The organism is Listeria tempestatis (genome assembly GCF_963575625.1).
GTDB classification, from domain to species: domain Bacteria; phylum Bacillota; class Bacilli; order Lactobacillales; family Listeriaceae; genus Listeria; species Listeria tempestatis.
This window is the reverse complement of sequence record NZ_CAUYTK010000006.1, coordinates 99,443-119,082: the sequence shown is the minus strand read 5'-3', so window position 1 is coordinate 119,082 and position 19,640 is coordinate 99,443. Positions and strand designations below refer to the sequence as shown.

At 38.3% G+C, this 19,640-nt stretch carries 20 protein-coding genes and 1 tRNA gene; 1 reads left to right on the top strand and 20 read right to left on the bottom strand.

Features of this window, described 5'->3' with window-relative positions:
- Positions 1–52 precede the first annotated feature (52 nt).
- From R8923_RS09420 to arcA, 15 genes are all read right to left on the bottom strand, one after another.
- Positions 53–125: transfer RNA gene (locus R8923_RS09420), tRNA-Lys, on the bottom strand.
- 124 nt (positions 126–249) lie between these two features.
- Positions 250–1,632, bottom strand: coding sequence for an amino acid permease (locus R8923_RS09415; RefSeq protein WP_485872527.1), 1,383 nt, complete (start codon positions 1,630–1,632; stop codon positions 250–252).
- Positions 1,633–2,157: 525 nt separating this feature from the next.
- Complete coding sequence (locus R8923_RS09410) at positions 2,158–3,450, bottom strand: adenylosuccinate synthase (RefSeq protein ID WP_485872526.1); 1,293 nt, start codon at positions 3,448–3,450, stop codon at positions 2,158–2,160.
- Between the two features lie 137 nt (positions 3,451–3,587).
- Positions 3,588–4,040 carry a universal stress protein gene (locus tag R8923_RS09405; RefSeq protein ID WP_485872525.1) on the bottom strand — a complete coding sequence of 151 codons (453 nt, stop codon included), beginning with the start codon at positions 4,038–4,040 and terminating at the stop codon, positions 3,588–3,590.
- Positions 4,041–4,118: 78 nt separating this feature from the next.
- Entirely contained in the window at positions 4,119–5,465 is a 1,347-nt protein-coding gene (gene dnaB, locus R8923_RS09400) for a replicative DNA helicase (protein WP_485872524.1), read from the bottom strand.
- A 35-nt stretch (positions 5,466–5,500) separates the two neighbouring features.
- Positions 5,501–5,947, bottom strand: a complete 447-nt coding sequence (gene rplI, locus R8923_RS09395) for a 50S ribosomal protein L9 (RefSeq protein ID WP_485872523.1) — start codon at positions 5,945–5,947, stop codon at positions 5,501–5,503.
- A 1-nt stretch (position 5,948) separates the two neighbouring features.
- Positions 5,949–7,922: a DHH family phosphoesterase gene (locus R8923_RS09390; RefSeq protein WP_485872522.1), complete on the bottom strand. Its 1,974-nt coding sequence runs from the start codon at positions 7,920–7,922 to the stop codon at positions 5,949–5,951.
- A 131-nt stretch (positions 7,923–8,053) separates the two neighbouring features.
- Entirely contained in the window at positions 8,054–8,782 is a 729-nt protein-coding gene (locus tag R8923_RS09385; RefSeq protein WP_485872521.1) for a LytR/AlgR family response regulator transcription factor, read from the bottom strand.
- Between the two features lie 15 nt (positions 8,783–8,797).
- Positions 8,798–10,105, bottom strand: coding sequence for a sensor histidine kinase (locus R8923_RS09380; protein WP_485872520.1), 1,308 nt, complete (start codon positions 10,103–10,105; stop codon positions 8,798–8,800).
- Positions 10,106–10,188: 83 nt separating this feature from the next.
- Positions 10,189–10,341 (bottom strand): AgrD family cyclic lactone autoinducer peptide, encoded by a 153-nt coding sequence (locus tag R8923_RS09375; protein WP_485872519.1) that lies wholly within the window; start codon positions 10,339–10,341, stop codon positions 10,189–10,191.
- Positions 10,325–10,939, bottom strand: a complete 615-nt coding sequence (locus tag R8923_RS09370; RefSeq protein ID WP_485872518.1) for an accessory gene regulator ArgB-like protein — start codon at positions 10,937–10,939, stop codon at positions 10,325–10,327. The genes R8923_RS09375 and R8923_RS09370 overlap by 17 nt, the downstream gene beginning before the upstream one ends.
- 251 nt (positions 10,940–11,190) lie before the next feature.
- Entirely contained in the window at positions 11,191–11,430 is a 240-nt protein-coding gene (rpsR, locus tag R8923_RS09365; protein ID WP_007474152.1) for a 30S ribosomal protein S18, read from the bottom strand.
- Between the two features lie 54 nt (positions 11,431–11,484).
- Positions 11,485–12,009, bottom strand: a complete 525-nt coding sequence (gene ssb, locus R8923_RS09360; protein WP_485872517.1) for a single-stranded DNA-binding protein — start codon at positions 12,007–12,009, stop codon at positions 11,485–11,487.
- 51 nt (positions 12,010–12,060) lie between these two features.
- On the bottom strand, positions 12,061–12,354 hold the full coding sequence (gene rpsF / locus R8923_RS09355) for a 30S ribosomal protein S6 (protein WP_007474150.1): 294 nt from the start codon (positions 12,352–12,354) through the stop codon (positions 12,061–12,063).
- A gap of 166 nt (positions 12,355–12,520) precedes the next feature.
- A complete protein-coding gene (gene arcA / locus R8923_RS09350) occupies positions 12,521–13,738 on the bottom strand; it encodes an arginine deiminase (RefSeq protein WP_485872531.1) in 1,218 nt (405 codons plus the stop codon).
- Between the two features lie 228 nt (positions 13,739–13,966).
- Between arcA and R8923_RS09345 the strand changes: the two genes are divergently transcribed.
- Positions 13,967–14,482, top strand: a complete 516-nt coding sequence (locus tag R8923_RS09345) for a hypothetical protein (RefSeq protein WP_485872516.1) — start codon at positions 13,967–13,969, stop codon at positions 14,480–14,482.
- Positions 14,483–14,541: 59 nt separating this feature from the next.
- Here R8923_RS09345 and R8923_RS09340 read toward each other — a convergent pair whose 3' ends face one another.
- The 5 genes from R8923_RS09340 to R8923_RS09320 form a co-directional block, all read right to left on the bottom strand.
- On the bottom strand, positions 14,542–15,201 hold the full coding sequence (locus R8923_RS09340; RefSeq protein ID WP_485872530.1) for a DedA family protein: 660 nt from the start codon (positions 15,199–15,201) through the stop codon (positions 14,542–14,544).
- Positions 15,202–15,542: 341 nt separating this feature from the next.
- Positions 15,543–15,878, bottom strand: a complete 336-nt coding sequence (locus tag R8923_RS09335) for a DUF4064 domain-containing protein (RefSeq protein ID WP_485872515.1) — start codon at positions 15,876–15,878, stop codon at positions 15,543–15,545.
- 70 nt (positions 15,879–15,948) lie between these two features.
- Positions 15,949–16,788 carry an LD-carboxypeptidase gene (locus tag R8923_RS09330; protein ID WP_485872514.1) on the bottom strand — a complete coding sequence of 280 codons (840 nt, stop codon included), beginning with the start codon at positions 16,786–16,788 and terminating at the stop codon, positions 15,949–15,951.
- Positions 16,789–16,871: 83 nt separating this feature from the next.
- The gene (locus R8923_RS09325) at positions 16,872–17,675 is read right to left on the bottom strand and encodes a histidine phosphatase family protein (protein ID WP_485872513.1); all 804 of its coding nucleotides are present in this window, start codon (positions 17,673–17,675) and stop codon (positions 16,872–16,874) included.
- 40 nt (positions 17,676–17,715) lie between these two features.
- Positions 17,716–19,623: a beta-glucoside-specific PTS transporter subunit IIABC gene (locus R8923_RS09320; RefSeq protein WP_485872512.1), complete on the bottom strand. Its 1,908-nt coding sequence runs from the start codon at positions 19,621–19,623 to the stop codon at positions 17,716–17,718.
- Between the last annotated feature and the right edge of the window lie 17 nt (positions 19,624–19,640).

Sequence of the window (19,640 nt, the reverse complement as noted above, 5' to 3'; positions counted from 1 at the left end):
CAAACGTCCTAAGACGCCGACAGTGCTTCGGTCTCGTGGGTTTGGCACCCAATGGGTTATGAGGGGTTCGAACCCCCGACCCGCTGATTAAGAGTCAGCTGCTCTACCAACTGAGCTAATAACCCGAATGTGTTAAGAATGACTCAACGTTATAATTCTATCACTTTTCTCAGTTTTTGCAAGAAATTAAAACTTAAAAGCTAGGTTTAGGCGGATTTCACCACACTAGACCTAGCTTTTTTCAAAAAATTATTCTTTAACTTCTTCTTGAAGATCTTTATTTTGTATTCTTGATTTGCGAATGTAGTAGACTATCACGACGCCAACGAACCAGAGCGGTGTGATAAACAACGCAACCCGCGTATCCTCAGCAAGGGCGAGAACGACGAGGACAAATGCTAGAAAAGCTAAGATCAAGTAATTTGCAACTGGATAAAGCGGCATTTTGAATTTGTTTTTTGCAGCCAATTCTGGGCGTGTTTTCCGGTATTTCAGATGGGCGAGAACTGTGATACCCCAAATGAAGATGAAACATACAGTTGATACACTTGTGATGAGTGTGAAAACACCTTCTGGCATAACATAGTTTAAAATAACCGCAATCAAAATAACAATTGATGAGAAAAACAGCGCATTTGAAGGCACTTTATGTGAAGTTAGTTTTGTCATGGATTTAGGCGCATTTTTTTCTTTTGCTAGCGAATAAATCATTCGGCTTGTACTGAAAACGGCACTATTACACGCAGAAGCCGCCGATGTTAAGACAACAAAGTTAACAATTCCTGCAGCAGCCGTGATTCCTACAGCAGCGAAAACCTGAACGAACGGGCTTTCAGCAGGATTAATTGAGTTCCACGGGTAAATGCTCATAATCACAAGAAGTGCTCCGATGTAGAAAATAATAATTCGAATTGGAATATTATTAATCGCTTTTGGAATGACGCGCTCAGGATCCTCAGTTTCCCCAGCAGTCAAGCCGACGAGCTCAATTCCTACAAAGGCGAAAACCACCATTTGGAAGGAAAGTATGAAGCCATTTGCTCCGTTAGGGAAAAACCCACCGTGACTCCATAAATTTGTAAAACTTGACGCTCCAGCGTCCGTTGAAAAACCTTTAATAATCATGAATGTACCAATAATAATGAGCGCCAAAATGGCAATGATTTTAATTAGGGCAAACCAAAACTCCATTTCCCCAAAAAGTTTAACCGTCGCCAAGTTCATAATAAGCAAAATGACGAGCGCAATGAGACCTGGTACCCATTGTGCAACATTTGGAAACCAAAATTGCGTGTACAGTCCTACTGCCGTTAAATCAGCCATCGCAATTGAAATCCAGCAAAACCAGTACGTCCATCCGGTAACAAACGCTGCTGCATTTCCAAAATAATCTTGAACAAAATCGACAAATGAATGGTACTTTAAATTTGAAAGTAGTAATTCACCAAGTGCTCGCATAATTAGAAAACAGATTGCACCTGTAATCATGTATGCAAACAAAATGGATGGGCCGGCTAAGTGAATGGATTTCCCCGAACCAAGGAATAGCCCAGTCCCAATTGCTCCCCCGATAGCAATTAGTTGGACATGACGGTTTTTTAGACCTCTTGATAATTCTTGTTTCTCTTCCATTATGTACTTCCCCCTCTTCAGTCTTGGGACTTGATAAGTTCTTCACCAATTTTGCAGAGTTGCCATTGTACTAACTTAAACAAAATATTAAGTTATCCTTTAATCATACGACAAAATGAAGTTATTCGCAAAACAGGATAAAGGTAGTAAATTTTTCCTTTTCACAATGTAAGCGCTATCACTATTTAAATTTTACCATACTTTTTTACAAATACGCAATAATGACACTTAAAATAATCTATATATTTACCTATATTTGTTGATTAAATAAGGATTCATCACGTTTTTTTATTATAATTCCTAAATCGATTTAAAATTTGGGTCTATTTACTTATTTTTAAACGCTTAAAAAAGTTTGTGAAATTACTCATAATTGCTCAACGATTTAGTAAATTATTGATATTTTTGAAGGCTATACGTATAAAAACAAAAAAGCATAAATCCTGTAATACTTCCCTTAAAACAAGGGTTTACTGGATTTATACTTTTTTATTTTAAAATTAAATGTGGCTTATCACAATTTTTTTACGCTAAACGCCAAACGCTTTTTACAACGTGTGTTTGATTACGGTCTGGGCCAACTGAGAACATGGAGACTTGCACACCTGTGAGCTGGGCGATACGTTCCATATAATGTCTTGCGTTAGCCGGCAGGTCGTCTAGTGATTGGACACCCGTAATATCTTCCTTCCAGCCTGGTAACTCTTCATAAACTGGCTCACAGCGCGCCAAATCTTTAAGACTCGCTGGGAATTCTGAAATGGTTTTCCCGTCAAGCTTATAAGCGACACAAATTTTCAGCGTTTCGATGCCAGTAAGGACGTCAAGAAGCGTTAGTGAAAGGTCAGTTAAACCACTAACACGTCTAGCGTGGCGTACGACCACGCTATCAAACCAACCTACTCGGCGTGGGCGTCCAGTCGTCGTTCCGTACTCACGGCCAACTTCACGAATGTTATCACCAATTTCATCAAACAGTTCTGTCGGGAACGGGCCATCACCAACACGTGTTGTATAAGCTTTCGCGACGCCGACAACATGATTGATTTTTGACGGGCCAACACCACTTCCGATTGTTACTCCGCCGGCAATTGGGTTGCTGGAGGTTACAAACGGGTATGTTCCCTGATCAATATCTAACATGACACCTTGGGCCCCTTCAAATAAAACGCGTTTTCCTTCATCCAGCGCATCATTTAAAACGACTGACGTATCACATACGTATTCCTTAAATTGTTGCCCGTACTCATAATATTCATCTAAAATTTCATCTAACGTGAAGCCATCTAATTCGTAAAAGCGTTCCAAAAGACGATTTTTTTCTTTTAAATTTTGTTCTAATTTTTCTTTAAAAGTTTCTTTATCTAAAAGGTCAATAATTCGGATGCCAACACGTGCGGCTTTGTCCATATAAGCTGGACCAATTCCTTTTTTAGTTGTCCCGATTTTATTTGCACCCTTGCGCTCTTCATCTGCTTCATCAATACGGATATGGTATGGCAAAATCACATGCGCACGGTTTGAAATTCGCAAATTGGCAGTATCAACACCTTTTTCGTGTAAGTACGTCAATTCTTCCACTAGCGCTTTTGGATCCACTACCATTCCATTTCCAATTACACTGATTTTCTCTTTGTAAAAAATACCAGACGGGATAAGATGCAATTTATATGTAACACCATCAAACTTAATTGTGTGTCCGGCATTATTTCCACCTTGATAACGTGCAATTGCTTCCGCATTTTCCGAAAGAAAATCTGTAATTTTCCCTTTACCTTCATCGCCCCACTGTGTTCCAACAACAACAACTGAAGACATGTAAACACCTCATTTTTTGGTCTTTAGCTAATCATTCGCGTTAGCTATGATTTCCATTATCCATTTTACCGCTTCTCCCAGCATTCGTCAACGGATATCACGAACGATTTTTTTGGTATCAAAAAAATCGTTCGTTTTTACTCCTCTGTGAGGCTCCCTCGCTCCACTAGCACATCACACGGGGCGTGTAGTGTGATATAACCCGCTACACTTCCTAGCAAAATACGACTCAACTTTGACGTGCCGACTGCTCCGACGACAATTAAATCTGCATGGAATTTTTCATCCGCGATTTCTACAATAGCCGCTTTTGGAGGTCCGTAATCTAAAATTGTTTCTACACTTACCACACCTAGGTCTTTCGCACGTTGTTCATAATCGGCCAGCAACTTTTCTGCGTTCTCTGTAAATTGATTAACCATTTGACCACCATCAAGAGCTGTCAAATTCGCGAAGTAGAGTGTATCGATAATTGTAACTATTCCAAGATGCGAGCCGCTACGCACTGCTGTTCCTACCGCCTTTAAAAATGCCGCTTCCGCAGAAATTGATCCGTCAATCGCAACTAAAATCCGTTTGTAATTTTCCACGCTAGCCACCCCTTTCCCCAAAACCTTACCCCTTTTTTTAGCAAAAAAAACAGAGCGATTTATTCGCCCTGCCCTGTTTTATGCCATCTCATCATATCTGACTTCAAGGTTAACAAATTTATTGTATTCCTTAACAAAAGCAAGTTTAACGTCCCCAACCGGACCATTACGCTGCTTAGCAATGAGAATTTCAATCGTTCCATCATTTTCGCCTTCACGGTCATAGTAATCCTCACGATACAAGAAAGCCACAATATCCGCATCTTGCTCAATTGAACCAGATTCACGAATATCAGACATCATTGGACGCTTATCTTGACGTTGCTCTACACTACGAGACAACTGCGAAAGTGCAATGACTGGCACTTCAAGTTCACGTGCAAGAGCTTTAAGGGAACGTGAAATTTCAGATACTTCTTGTTGACGGTTTTCGCCGCCTCGACCGCTTCCTTGGATGAGTTGCAAATAGTCAATGACAATCATGCCAAGCCCCGACTCTTGTTTTAAACGGCGACACTTTGAACGAATTTCATTCACGCGAACACCTGGCGTATCATCAATGAAAATCCCCGAATTGGATAGTGTTCCCATCGCAATCGTAAGCTTCTGCCAATCGTCTGACGTGAGTGAACCCGTACGTAAGTTTTGCGCATTGATATTACCTTCCGCACAAAGCATCCGCATGACAAGTTGCTCAGCACCCATTTCAAGACTAAATATCGCCACATTTTCATCCGTTTTTGTCGCCACGTTTTGCGCAATATTAAGCGCAAATGCCGTTTTACCAACTGATGGGCGGGCTGCAACAATAATTAAATCATTGCGCTGAAAACCTGCCGTCATCTTATCAAGCTCCTTAAAACCAGTCGGAATACCAGTTATATCACCTTTTCGGTTGTGTAAAATTTCAATATCATCATATGTTTTAACTAAAACATCTTTAATATTTTTAAATGCACCAACATTTTTACGACCAGAAACTTCTAAAATGCTTTTTTCAGCCTCATCCATAAGCGCATCCAGTTCATCTTCACGCGAATAGCTGTCTGTCGCAATTTGTGTCGCTGTTCGGATTAAGCGTCGCAAAAGCGCCTTATCTTCAATAATATGCGCATAATATTCCAGGTTAGCGGCCGTCGGAACAGCCCCTGAGAGCTCCGTTAAATACGGAAGTCCACCCGCATCTTCAATTCGACCACTAGAAGCAAGAGCTTCATAAACTGTTAACACATCAACCGCTTTCCCGTGGTCATTCAAATCAAGCATCGTTTCAAAAATAATCTGATGCGCTTGCCGGTAGAAATCATCCGGCATAAGTATTTCAGAAGCCGTAATCAGCGCATTCGGTTCAAGAAATACAGCACCTAAAACGGCCTGCTCAGCTTCAATATTTTGTGGTGGCGTTCTATCTTGAAAAGTATCCACTGCCCTTAGCTCCTTTAAAAAAAAATGGTTTTTCCTTATTCTTCTGTTACATGCACTTTTAGCGTAGCATTAACCTCATGGTGTAGCTTGATTGGGACATTCGTATAACCAAGTGAACGAATCGCATCTGGCAGGTCCATTTTTCGCTTATCAATTTTAATCCCAAAATCCTTTTGCAAAGCTTGAGCAATTTGTTTTGTCGTAATCGAGCCAAACAAACGTCCACCTTCACCCGACTTCGCCTTCAGTTCAACCGTCAAACTCTCCAATTTTTCCTTTAGCGCCTTCGCTTCAGCAAGCTCTTCCTGCGCATCTTTTTCCGCACGCTTTTCTTGCCCGCGAAGCGCACTCATATTTTTCGTATTCGCTTCGACCGCGTTCCCATTCTTTATTAAAAAGTTTTTCGCATAGCCATCTGCAACATCTTTTACTTCACCTTTTTTACCAGAACCTTTTACATCTTTTAGAAAAATGACTTTCATATTAAGTTTCTCCCTTCCAGTACGCGTCTATCGCGTCTAATAAAGCTTTTTCCGCCTCAGCAACCGACACACCTTTAAGTTGCGTCGCCGCATTGGACAAGTGGCCGCCTCCGCCTAGTTTCTCCATAATGACCTGAACATTTATTTCACCTAGCGAACGAGCGCTAATCCCAATCATCTTGTCAGGACGAAGCGTGATGACAAATGACGCCTGAACATTTTCCATCGATAGCATCGTATCCGCCGCCTGAGCCGCAATCACCGTCCCGAAAACTTCATTTTCATGACCTTTCGCAACCGCCATTCCGTCGTGATAAATCTCAAGCGATTCCACAAGTTTGCTACGCTGCGTAAAAGTCGCTAAATCTTCTTTAAGGAAATTTTGTACCAAGACGGTGTCCGCCCCAAGCGACCGCAAATAACTTGCTGCGTCAAATGTGCGAGAACCCGTACGTAACGTGAAGTTTTTCGTATCCACTACAATCCCTGAAAGTAGCGCCGTCGCTTCAATTTTGCCCACTTGCTCTAAATCAGGTTGGTATTCAAATAACTCTGTCACAAGCTCCGCCGTTGAAGATGCATACGGTTCAATATAAACCAGCACCGGATTTTCCACAAATTCCTCCGAGCGACGATGATGGTCAATCACAACAACGTGCTCCGCCGATTCTAATAACTCGCGATTCATCACCATCGAAGGCTTATGAGTATCCACAACAACGAGTAAACTTTTATTCGTAATATTTTCATTCGCTACTTGCGGCGTCACAATATTTTTAATGACATTTGGAAATTCTTCAATTTCAGTCATCAAACGTTCAACGTCCGGACTCATTTTACCCGGCTCAACCACAACAAACGCATCTCGATTGTTCATTTCTGCAATCCGCATCACGCCAAGGCTTGAGCCGATAACATCCATATCCGGATAGCGATGTCCCATAACAAAAACTTGGTCGCTTTGAGTGATGAGCTCTTGAAGCGCCTGAGAAATTACCCTGGCACGCACACGCGTCCGCTTTTCCATCGGATTGGTTTTTCCCCCGTAAAAGCGCACTTGCCCCTCCGGCTGTTTAATGACAACCTGATCACCGCCGCGCCCAAGCGCAAGGTCAAGCCCAGACTGCGCGAGATCTGCGAGACTAATCAAATCATCTTCATTATAACCAATCCCAATACTTAGGGTTAAAGGAATATTTTGTTTAGACGTACGCTCGCGAATGCGATCTAACAACGAAAATTTTTCCTCTTCCAACCGTTCTAACATGGCCTCATTTAAAAACGCCATGAACCGGTCCGAACTAATTCGCTTCAAATAAATTCGGTGCTCCCGCGCCCAGTTCGTGAGCATTGACGTCACCAAATTGTTTAGCGCACTCCGGCGTCTATCATCCATACCCTGCGCCCATTCATCGTAATTATCAAGAAAAATAATTGCGAAAACAGATTTCTCTGCCTGATATTTTTCATGTAGTTCATAATATTCCGTACGATCATACAGATATAAAATCCGCTCTTCACGTTTAATAATGGTATCAAAGCGGTATTCACGCCATCTAATGGACTGTACACCCTCTTGTTCCTCACCTTTAATAGCAGTCAAAAATTCTGGTCCAACATCAGCTAGTGACTCTCCAATTAGCTTGTGATTATCAAAATACTTTGCCATGAATGGATTTAACCACTGAATTTTATAATCGTCATCATACAGCATAATTCCCATAGGCATCTCAACAAGTGCATCCTCTTCGCTGCGCTTTATACGATACGTTAAATTAGAAACATATTCTTGCACTTCTTGATTTAAACGATGCTCAAAATAAAACATCGCCGTGATAAGTGCAACACCTGCAACAAAAATAATAACCGCAAGCCACCACTCATAGAAAAAAGTAATGATGCACAAAATTATCGTCGCCGCAACTAAGCCATATAATGGATATTTAAGCATTCTTTTCTCAAAAAAGCCTTGCATTTCCATTCAGCTCCTAAACTAAAAATAATACTCCCTAGTAAAATATAGTCGTCCACTCTATATTTTACCTTTTATCGAACAGACTTTCAAATTAAAAAAGGTCAATCCGACTTTTCATACGGATCTGACCTCTATAATTTTATTCCTCTTATTAACTTACTCGATGCCATACAGATTTCGCCATTCGTCATTGTCAGCTCGCCTGTAGCTTTATCCACTTCATTAATATTATTTTTATTAACTAAAAATGAGCGATGACAACGATAAAATGGTTCATCTAATGCCTTCTCAACATCTTTCATTTTAGCATAAAACTCAATTTGACGATTTTTACCATGCAAAACAATTTTATGGCTTTTCGTAGACGTTTCAAAAAACAAAATATCATCCTGTTTCTCATGAATTACTTTTTTATCAGTTAATCGAAAAGTAAAGTATTTATCTGGTTCTCGTTCATCGAGCATACGCTGCTGCACGCTTCTTAAACAGTCATGAACACGCTCTTGCACTTCGTTCAGATTGTCTTTAATAATATAGTCTAACGCCTCTACTTTATAGGTAAATGTTAAGTAAGTTAGTTCAGCATGCGTTGTGATAAAAATAATAAATCCTCGAGCATCTTTTTCTCTGATTTTCTTAGCCAATTCAAAACCGTTTAAGTCCGGTTGTTGCAAATCAATATCTAAAAAGTAAACGCCCATCCCAGCGAATTTCTCAATTTCTTCTAAAACTTCATAGGGATTATCGGAAGAAAAAACGATTTCCATATCAAAATGCTCGAGCATAATAAAATCTTCAATATACTTCGTCAGTCGTTCCCGTTGAATTCTATTATCTTCACATATAAAGATTGGTAGCATATACATCCCCTTTTCCTACACAATTTCTAACTCTTGGATAAACTCTCTATCCATCAATTTTGTAGCTAACGTGACATTGGAATATTTTTGAATAGTTTCTCTCAAACTAGCTAACCCTAATCCTCTAGCATCACCTTTTGTTGAAAAACCTTCTTCAAACATTTTATACACTGGTGGCATATTATCCGGTATGCTATTCGCAAAAACAATTAATACAGAATCCTCTCGCTTTACAACAGCCAAACGAATAAATGGATCTATGCTTTCACTAGCCGCTTCAACCGCATTGTCTAACAAAATCCCAACAATTTTACATAGATCGATACTCGGCATATTTATTTCATCAATTTCTTCCACTACTTCCACAATTGCATCAATCTTAAGTTCCTGCGCTCTTATTAACTTAATGGCGATAAGTCCCTTTAGCTCCATCACATGAATGTTTTGTAGCAAAGATATTTTATGATTATTCGATTCCATCGTTTGATTGATGGGGATGATATTTTCCGAAAAGAATTTTTTCAATCCTTCCATATCATCTTTTTCCATGTAGCCTGCCATACTAGAAAGAATGTTAATATAGTCGTGGCGAAAAACACGCATTTCTTTATGTAAACTTTCTAATGTTGTTGTATATTCTTGCAACTGCCCAAATTGCTCTTGTTGTGTTTTCATCTTTATCTCTTGTATAGCCGATTGAAGAACTACATTCAAGATACCAATTAATGCGATAAAGTAAACTACAAATATAACTGTATTTAGACGTACAATCTCTTGAATAAACCCATCTGCTGCACTGAAAAGTATATTCAAATGGTAAATAAGTAAAGTAAGAATTACAACTGCAAGAATCATGAATCCATATTTACGTTGATTTAAATATGTATACACTCCCCATTTATCAATTGCTTTTTTCAGAAGAAATGCAATTAAACAGGCGAATAACATCATTGCTATTGTATAAAATACAACATGACTTAATTCTCTTGAATCATTTCCAACTTTTAATTTGAAAACTGACCATAATATTGGATTTAATATATAATCGCACATTATCGATATAATAAATGTAATGGATGGGATAGTTACTGCAAAATATATAGATTGTTTTTTATACAATAAAGCTAATGTGAAAATTCCTATTGTAACTAGATTTAACCAATAAGCTATCATTGGAAAAAGAGGGATAACCGCTATAGCGCAAGCTAAGGTGATTAACCCCTCTTTCCATTTTAATAATCGACCCGTTAATATTTGTATCACGATAAAAAAACCTATATTTTGAATTGATATACCAATAAACATTATGATTTGTGGATTCATGATTAGCCCCCAAAGTTGTTTTACTTTCGTATCAATTCTATCATATTTTTTTATTGAAATACTATAACGATACAACTAATTTTTTATTTTTTTTCTAATGTTTTTAACATAGGGTTTTTTGGCTCATAAGTAACTCCAAAACAAGACTTTTTCATTGAAGTATTTGCGATTTTCAATCCTTGATCCTCTAGTTTACGTCCGATAAAATTACCCATTTTTTTACTCATAGTTTTCATAATTTTTGTACCTCCTGTTTAATAGTTTATACATTAATGGATGAATCGATATGACTTGATAGACTGACCCCAACATGATTAGAGTTTTCATCTCAGCAAAAGGTACAAGTAATGTTACTAGAAAAAGTATTACTGTGCATACCAGTGCTTTTCTTTTTAATGCTTTTCTTTCTTTCAACCCAATAAGAGGCAGACTTTCAGTGTCAGATGGAGCATAACGAAACATATTGAATAGGACAAAAGCAAATACAATAATAACAAAAAGATTACTTGATGGCACTGCTTGAAATATAAATGGTCCTAAAACAAACATTAGTAAGCTTGTAATTGTACAATTCAAACTTTTAATTGCATGCAATCCAAAAGAATACCTTCTTAAAACTACAAAGGTTAAATGCACAACTAAGGTTTCCCAAAACACTCCAACCAGTAAAGCAAGTATGTAGACAAAAGCAATTTTAAACACATTGATTAAAATGACTTCTACGCCGTACTTCACTTTCAAATACGTTTCTTCATCGTTTTGAAAACGCTCTTTTGAAATTAGTTTATCCGCTAATTTTTCTGTCAATGTAATTTGTTCAGTTGCGCTACTCAATAATTTCACCTCCGCTTATTATTTTACCTCGAATTTCATAGTCAAAACGAAAAATACCCTGAAATGTCCGTTATTAGTCCTAAATAACCAAAATCAAGTTTTTTTATCCGTTTTTTGTGTAATTTACAGAATTTTAAAATGGTTATTATGGCATAATTCATAAGTCGTTAGGCATTATTAAACTGAAAAATGAAAGTTTGACTTTAAATAAAAAGCTCCTTTTAATTCAGAAGGAGCTTTCCATTTATAATTTATTTTTCATCTGCAACAAATGGTAGTAATGCCATTTGACGAGCACGTTTGATAGCAACAGTTAATTTACGTTGATATTTAGCGCTTGTTCCAGTTACACGACGAGGTAAAATTTTACCACGTTCAGAGATGAATTTTTTTAGTAATTCTACATCTTTATAGTCAATGTGCGTAATGCCGTTAGCCGTAAAGTAACATACTTTTTTACGACGACGTCCGCCTCTGCGTCCTCCAGCCATAATTTCTCCTCCTATTCTCTATCTGAATATTTTGGTTAAGCAAGCAAATCCGGTTTAGAACGGCAAATCGTCATCCGAAATGTCGATTGGTTTCCCGTCACTAGCGAAAGGATCATTGTTTGTTTGCTGATAACCTTGAGATTGAGATTGCTGATTCTGATTGTAACCACCGCTAGCAGGTTCCTGATTATAGCTGTTATTATTGTTATAACCACCACCGTTATTACTTTGGTATCCATTTCCATTACCACCATTTGCATTACGTGGCTCTAAGAATTGGACACTTTCGGCAACGACTTCGGTTACATAGACACGTTTTCCATCTTGGCCTTCATAATTACGTGTTTGAACACGACCGTCAACACCAGCAAGACTTCCTTTTTTCAGGAAATTTGCTACGTTTTCAGCGGGTTTTCTCCAAACGACACAATTAATGAAATCTGCTTCGCGTTCCCCTTGTTGGTTTGTAAATGTACGGTTTACAGCGAGTGTAAAGGTCGTAACAGCAACACCAGAAGGAGTGTAGCGAAGTTCAGGATCTTTAGTTAAACGTCCTACTAAAATGACTCGGTTCATCATCTAGAAAAAGCCTCCTCTCATTTAATAAATCAAGAAATTCTTGAATTTGTTTTATTCTTCTTCTTTAACGATAATATGACGAATGATATCATCAGAAATTTTTACTAAACGATCAAATTCATTGATAGAATCTGCGTTTTCAGTAGAAATTTTAACGATGTGGTAAAATCCATCACGGAAGTCTTGGATTTCATAAGCCAAGCGACGTTTACCCCATTCTTTTGATTCGATGATCTCCGCACCATTGCTTGTTAAGATTCCGTCAAAACGTTCTACTAACGCTTTCTTTTCATCTTCTTCAATGTTCGGACGAATGATGTAGTTAATTTCGTATTTTCTAGCCATCTTTTTACACCTCCTTGTGGTCTTAGCGGCTCTAATAAGACGAATGTCCTACCTCTAAATAGCAAATGTATTTAGAAACGAGCAAGGAATAATTTATAATTACTCACAATAAAGTATTATACCACAGTGCGAAACTTGCATCAATAAATTTATGCAAAATCGTTTTTTAAGTTCGGTAAAGCGGCATCGTCATACACCTCGGCCCACCGCGACCACGTGAAAGTTCGGAACTGATAATTTCATGGACTTTAATTCCGTGGTATTTTAAAAGTTCATTGGAGACTTGGTTACGGTTATATGTCACGACTTCCCCCGGTTTTATCGCAAGCGTATTAGCACCATCGTTCCACTGCTCGCGGTCAGAGTTGATGGGGTCAATTCCGCCGCAAGGGATCAAGCCAATTTCGGGTTCATTTAAGACTTCACTTAAAACGGCTTCTATATGGTTTGATGGTGTAATTTTAATGTCTGCTAAATGCTCATCCCATTCCATAATGTACAACGTTAGTCCGCTAAGTATGACACTTGGATGGACAATAAATTGGTTTGTATCGACCATCGTAAATACAGTGTCTAAATGCATGAATGCACGTTCTTTAGGGAGTTCAAGCGCAATAATTTTCGCGATTCCCTGATGTTTCTGAAATAAATTTGTTGCAAGCATTTGTATCGCTCGCGGATCAGTTCGCTCGGAGATACCTACCGCCAGCACTTTTTCGGAAAGCACAAGTTCATCGCCGCCCTCAAGCGCATATGGGCTCTCACGGTTAAACCAAATAGGGGCGTTTTCTTTTAAAAAAGCGGGGTGATGTGTCGCGATAAACTTCATAAAGTAGGATTCCCGCCTTCTTGCGGGCTGACTCATTTGGTTTATGGAAAGACCATTTCCAATCACAGCTGCCGGATCGCGCGTAAAATAAAGGTTCGGAAGGGGCGCCAAATAAAAAGGTTCGCGGTGCTCAAGCATTTCGTCAAGCCTCGCTAAACGCCGTTTTGGAACCTCCGTTTTCCTAAGACCCGTCATCACCTTTTGAATAAGTTCTTCCGTCTCAAAATCACTTAAAAAGGCTTCAAGATATTGCGCATTTTCGCCAAATTGCCCAGCCTCTTTAAGAATTTCGCGAATAAAAACAGCGCGCGTATCACTCGCTGTGATGGCTTCTTCTAACAACTTTTCTAAATAAAAAACTTCCGCGCCATTTTCACGCAACATGTTAACAAAAAAGTCATGCTCTTTTTGTATCGCTGGTAAAAATGGAATATCGTCAAATAGCAATTCGTGTAAAAATTGTGGTGTCAAATTTTCCAGTTCTCGACCTGGCCGTTTGACCACAACTTGTTTAAGGTTCCCAATTTCCGAATTAATCCCTAACTTCATCTTTATCACATCCTCTTTTTATTCATACCCTCTCCACTAAATTGTGAACACTTTATGTCAATTTTATGCATAAAATTTTATCATTTTATAAGATAAATGTATGAATTTCAAATTAAACAGTTGATATAATCGTTTTTTAAATATGCATTATTTTATTTATTTTTTTAAAAAGAAAGTGTCGCTTTTGTTATTTTATGCTAAAATTTAGCAGAGACCTTTTTAGGAGGCCGTATATTGAAAAATAAGTATTTAATCACTCTTTTAGTATGTATTTATATTTTATGCATCGCCGTTATTTTAATCCCATCAACAACAACCAAAAAACAAACCTTCCCCATTGATAAAATTGCACAATTGCTTTCAAAAGATCATATTGATATTCATTCGGCTCAAGCTGAATTCAAACGGTCTAAATTGCAAGTTCGTTTGCCCATGTCGCTCAGCCCGATTTTAAACAGACAGCTTAAAAATGTTGAAAATTTTAGTTTATCAGTCGCATTTGACGACAAACTCCGCGATGCGATACATTTACCAACAAATATTATTCCAATTGCGAACAATCAAGTCGCTTATACAGATTTATACTCATTTGAAATTGCATTTACGGTTCCAGCTGACGTGCATACTACAGATATTTCCCGACTTTTGGAAAATGAGCACCCTTCCTTGGAACTTCTTTTTAAAAATAAAAATGACGAAACAGTCGCTTTGCTTACAGATATTCCACTAAAAATCCATTTAAATACTTGAATAAAAAAACGAAAACAAGAAAAGTCTCTTTCGTAAAGACTTCCATTGTTTTCGCTTTTTTAATTACTTTTTTTCTTACTAAATTTTGCTTGAAAAAATGATACGAACATTGGGATAACTGATACAAAAATAATGCCTAAGACAACGATAGAGAAGTTATCTTTTACAATTGGGATGTTCCCAAAGAAATAGCCAGCAAGCGTACATAGCAGCACCCAAACTGTTGCGCCTAGTAGGTTATAATTTAAGAAATAACGGTAATTCATTCGGCTAGCACCTGCTACAAATGGTGCGAAGGTGCGGATAAATGGCATAAAACGAGCAATGAAAATTGTTTTTCCGCCATGTTTATTAAAAAATGCTTCAGCTTTTTCCATTTTCTCCCGGTTACTGATTTTTCCAAACCAACTATCTTCTGGTATACTCGTTCCAATTTTTCTACCAATATGGTAATTCACGGTATCCCCAAGTACTGCTGCAACCCATAGAACGATAATAAGTGGCACAATCTTTAAAATCGATCCGTCTAAAACTGCCAGCGCGCCGCTAGCAAATAAGAGAGAGTCTCCTGGTAAGAACGGAAAAACAACTAGTCCGGTTTCAATAAATACGATGAGGAATAAGATAACATACGTCCAAATTCCAAATGTATTAATAATTTCAACTAAGTGTTCATCAATATGTAGAATAAAATCAAATAACCACGAGATAAAATCCACCAAGCATTCACTTCCTTTATAAGAATATCTTATTCATTGTATCACAGATTCAAGACCCATTTATCCAACTTCCGATTGATTTAACAAAACTTTAACAAATAAATTCTCACAAAAATGTCATTTATTTCGCTAAATTGTCAAAAAATAGCTACATCTTTCGTAAACGAACTATGTTATGTTATATGTGTACCAGCGGAAACTGGTCACTGTAAAAATTTCTCATAATTTTAAAATAACGTCTTCAGGCACAAGACGTTATTTTTTTGCACAAAAATAGACTGATGATAAATGATAAGATTCAGGTAAAAACTCTGAAAAAAATCATTTGTCATCAGTCTATCTTATGCTTCAGCTGATGCTTCCTCATAATTAATAAGTGCAATTAAACCGCCAAGTGCCAAAAGCATGATGGGTACTAGGAACATCATTGAAACGGACATTGTTCCACCAATTGCCGCCGCAATCATCATAACGCCGCCCATGCGTGGTTTATGTGCAACAACGAATGAACCGACTAAACCGATAGCAGACAATATTAATGCCCCGCTAGTCAGTAAATAAAAGGCTACAGATTCTTCTTCTAGCGCTTGTGAAATCCCTGGAATGGTTAAAACCATTAAACTAAAAGCGATACCAAGAGCTGCCCCCAAAAAGCCAAGCAATCCTTCTACTTTCATTATGCCACTCTCCTTTTTTTGCTTTTCCTTAATGTTACCACCTTCCTAGGCAGTTCGCAATAAAACATCTTTATTTTCCAATAAAAATTTCATCGCCAATTGAAATCGGCACGGCATCATTTGAATGACCAATTTGATTTGTTTTGAAAACGGGGATACCATATTTTTCGCCCACTTCAATAAATAGGCGGTCAATTTGCGGACGGAGGCCTCGTTCTTCAGCTTCTGTGAACTGCCCTAGCAAAAGACCTTTACACTCAGAAAAAGCGCCCAGTTGCTCATACTGCGCTATATAAGTGGCCATTTTCGCCTCATCGCCACTAAGGGCTTCAAACAGAATAATTTTTTGCTTAAAATCGGGCATAAATTTGGTGCCAGCAAGCTTCAAAAAGCAGCGGATATTGCCGCCAATCAAAGTTCCTGAAAGATTTGGCGCACCCGTAATGAAATCCCCCGTTAAACTAGGGTGCTCTCCTTGGATAAAACAACGCTCAAATTGGCGCAGGTCCTGGTTCAAATGAAATAATACACCACGCTTCCCCGTTAAGGCATAGATGCTATTTAAAATTGTCGTTAAGTCACTGTAGCCAACGAATGGCTTTTGGTTTTCTGATATCAACTTAAAATCCAAAAAAGGAAGGATTTGATTGGCAACGTCACCGCCTGAAATATCAAAAATCATCTCAATTTCCTTGTTTAAATAGAGTTTATGAAGCTCCCGCGCACGTTCCTCCGCATACCCACTATAAATCGAATTTTCCAAAGCGTAAATTGTACTTGCTTGCACCACTTCTAAACCATATTTTCTTGCTAATTTTTTGTACAACTCTTCCCATTCCAGCCGGCCACTAGACGCCCGTCCGTTTGAACAGGCAATCACACCAATTTTACTTCCGCGTTTTAAAATCATTGAAACGCCTCCTATACGAGCTATTTTATCCAAAAAAAAGTAGAAACGCACGTTTTATTTGCACGTTTCTACTTTTAGTTGAATTATTTTTTCTTGCCGGCCCAAACGTAACTCATATCGCCGATTGAATCAACGGTAAATTTACCGTCATCATATATGATTTTGGTCACGCTTGCGTTTTCGAGTTGCTGACCTTTATATTTATCTGTCATATCCGAAATCATAGCGCCAATTGACATGCCGTGGCTGACAATTAAAACATTTCCTCCGCCATTTTTGGCGTTTTCTTCTGCAATACTTTTAAGTTTAGTTTGCATTCGTTTTTTGACTGTATCATAATTTTCCGCGCTACCAGACTGATCTAATTTTACAAGTTCTGCTAAGCACATTTCTAATGTTACTTTTCCTGCTGCATAATCTTCCATCATAGCTTCTTGAGAGGGATAGCCAAGATTTTTTGCAACAGCTCCCCACATATTTTCATCTAAATCGCCTTCATAACTTCCAAAACAAACTTCTCGTAATTGGGTACTTTCTAAAGCCTTTAGCTTCTTCTGTCCTTTTGAATCAAGAACAATTCTTGCTGTTTCTCTTGCTCTACCAGAATCACTTGAGTAGGCTGCTTTAAAATCCACATCTGTAAGACCGTCACCTAAATCTTGAGCCACGTTTACGCCTGGTTTTGTGAGTGGGGTATCCGACCAACCTTGCGCACGGTGAACGGTATTAAACATTGTTTTACCATGACGAGTAACATAAAGTGTAACTGGACCATCTGCCTTTTTAGAACTTTCCTTTGTTGAAGCTTCATCATTGTTTGCACCACAACTTGCGAGCAAAAATACAGTTAAAACTACTAACAACAGTTTCCAAATATGCTTTTTCATTCCACATTACTCCCTTTTGTTTTGGATTAAATAGCAAGTTTTAGATAACTAAAGTAATTAAACGATCTCCCACTTTGACTGTTTTATCATCGACAACAAGAATGTCTAAATATTTGTCTGAATTTGTAATAATAATAGGTGTTGTAATATCATAGCCTTCTGCTACAATTTCAGCAATATCAAATTCTGTTAGAAGTTGACCTTTTTCAACTCGATCACCTTGTTTTACATGTGTTGTAAAATGTTTACCATTTAGTTGTACTGTATCCATACCAACATGAATTAATACTTCACCGCCATCATCTGTTGTGATTCCAACTGCATGACCGGTAGGGAAAATGGTTGTGATTGTTCCACTGGCAGGTGCATATAATTTACCTTCTATAGGAATAACTGCTGCGCCTTTTCCAAGTGCACCTGATGAGAATGCTTCATCTTTAACTTCAGCAAGCGTAATAACATCGCCTTCAATTGGACTAGCTAGAACTTCACGTTCAATCAATGTTTCTGTTTCACGTGAAGCATTTTCAGTTGTTGCTTCTGCATTTGCAGGATCTTTGAAACCAAATACATATGTGAGGATAAATCCTAAAATAAACGCGACAACAACTGCAATAACTACAGCAAGCATTGTGCTATCAACTGGGGATCCTGGTTTAATAAAGTTCGGGAATCCGAAAATTCCAAGTCCACCCATAATGTATGTTTTAACTTCAGCAAAGCCGATAATTCCACCAGCAACGGCACCACCGATACAGCTCATGATGAAAGGTTTTTTAAGCGGAAGTGTAACCCCGTAAATTGCAGGCTCTGTTACACCGAAAATTCCTGAAATGAACGCTGGTACACTTAGTGATTTAAGTTTTTGATTTTTAGTTTTAAGCATAACCGCAAGTACGGCACCAATTTGAGCGAAAGAAGCGCCAAATGACATTGCTAAAATTGGATCATAATGTAATTGCGTTAAGTTGTTGATTGCGATTGGAATAAGACCCCAGTGAAGTCCAAAAATAACAAACACTTGCCAGAAACCGCCTAGGATAAGTCCTGCAACTACTGGACTTAAGTCATAAACCCAAATTGTACCTGCACCTAGCAATTGACCTGCCCATGTAGCAACTGGTCCGATTACCATGAATGTAAGTGGGACAACAATTAGTAGGGTAACAAATGGGACGATGAAAGTTTTAATAACATCTGGAATAATTTTCTTCGCTACCTTTTCAACTTTGGAAGCGAACCATGTCGCGATAATAATTGGAATAACAGACGATGCATAACTCATCAAGATAACTGGGATACCTAAGAATGTTACATGAATAGGGGACTCAAAAATTGTTCCCGCAAATAACACATACTCTGGCTTTCCAGCTAAAATACCCGTAAGCGTTGGATAAACAAGGGATGCCCCAATGGCCATACCGATGAATATATTCCCGCCAAACTTCTTACTAGCTGTGTAACCAAGGAAGATTGGGAAGAAGTAGAATAGACAATCTCCAATAGCGTATAAAATTTGATATGTTCCAGAATCAGCCGTTAACCAGCCGAACGCTAGAAATGCAGCGGCAAAACCTTTAATCATACCTGTTGCAGCTAATACGCCTAGAACAGGTGTAAACACTCCAGAAATCATATCAATGAAGCGGTTAAAAACATTACCTCCGCCACCAGAATCAGCATCACCAGTTCCTTCTGGGTTAATACCACCAACTTCAAGTACTGCTTTATAAACATCTGGTACGTGGTTTCCGATAACCACTTGATATTGTCCACCACTTTGAATAACGGAAACGACACCATCTAATGATTTAATTTTGTCAGTATTGGCAATTTTCTCATCTTTCAATTTAAATCTTAGACGCGTAATACAATGGAATACGCTATTAATATTTTCTGTACCCCCGACATTTTCGAGAATATCTTTGGCTAACTGTTCATATTTCATAGCCGAGACCCCTTCTT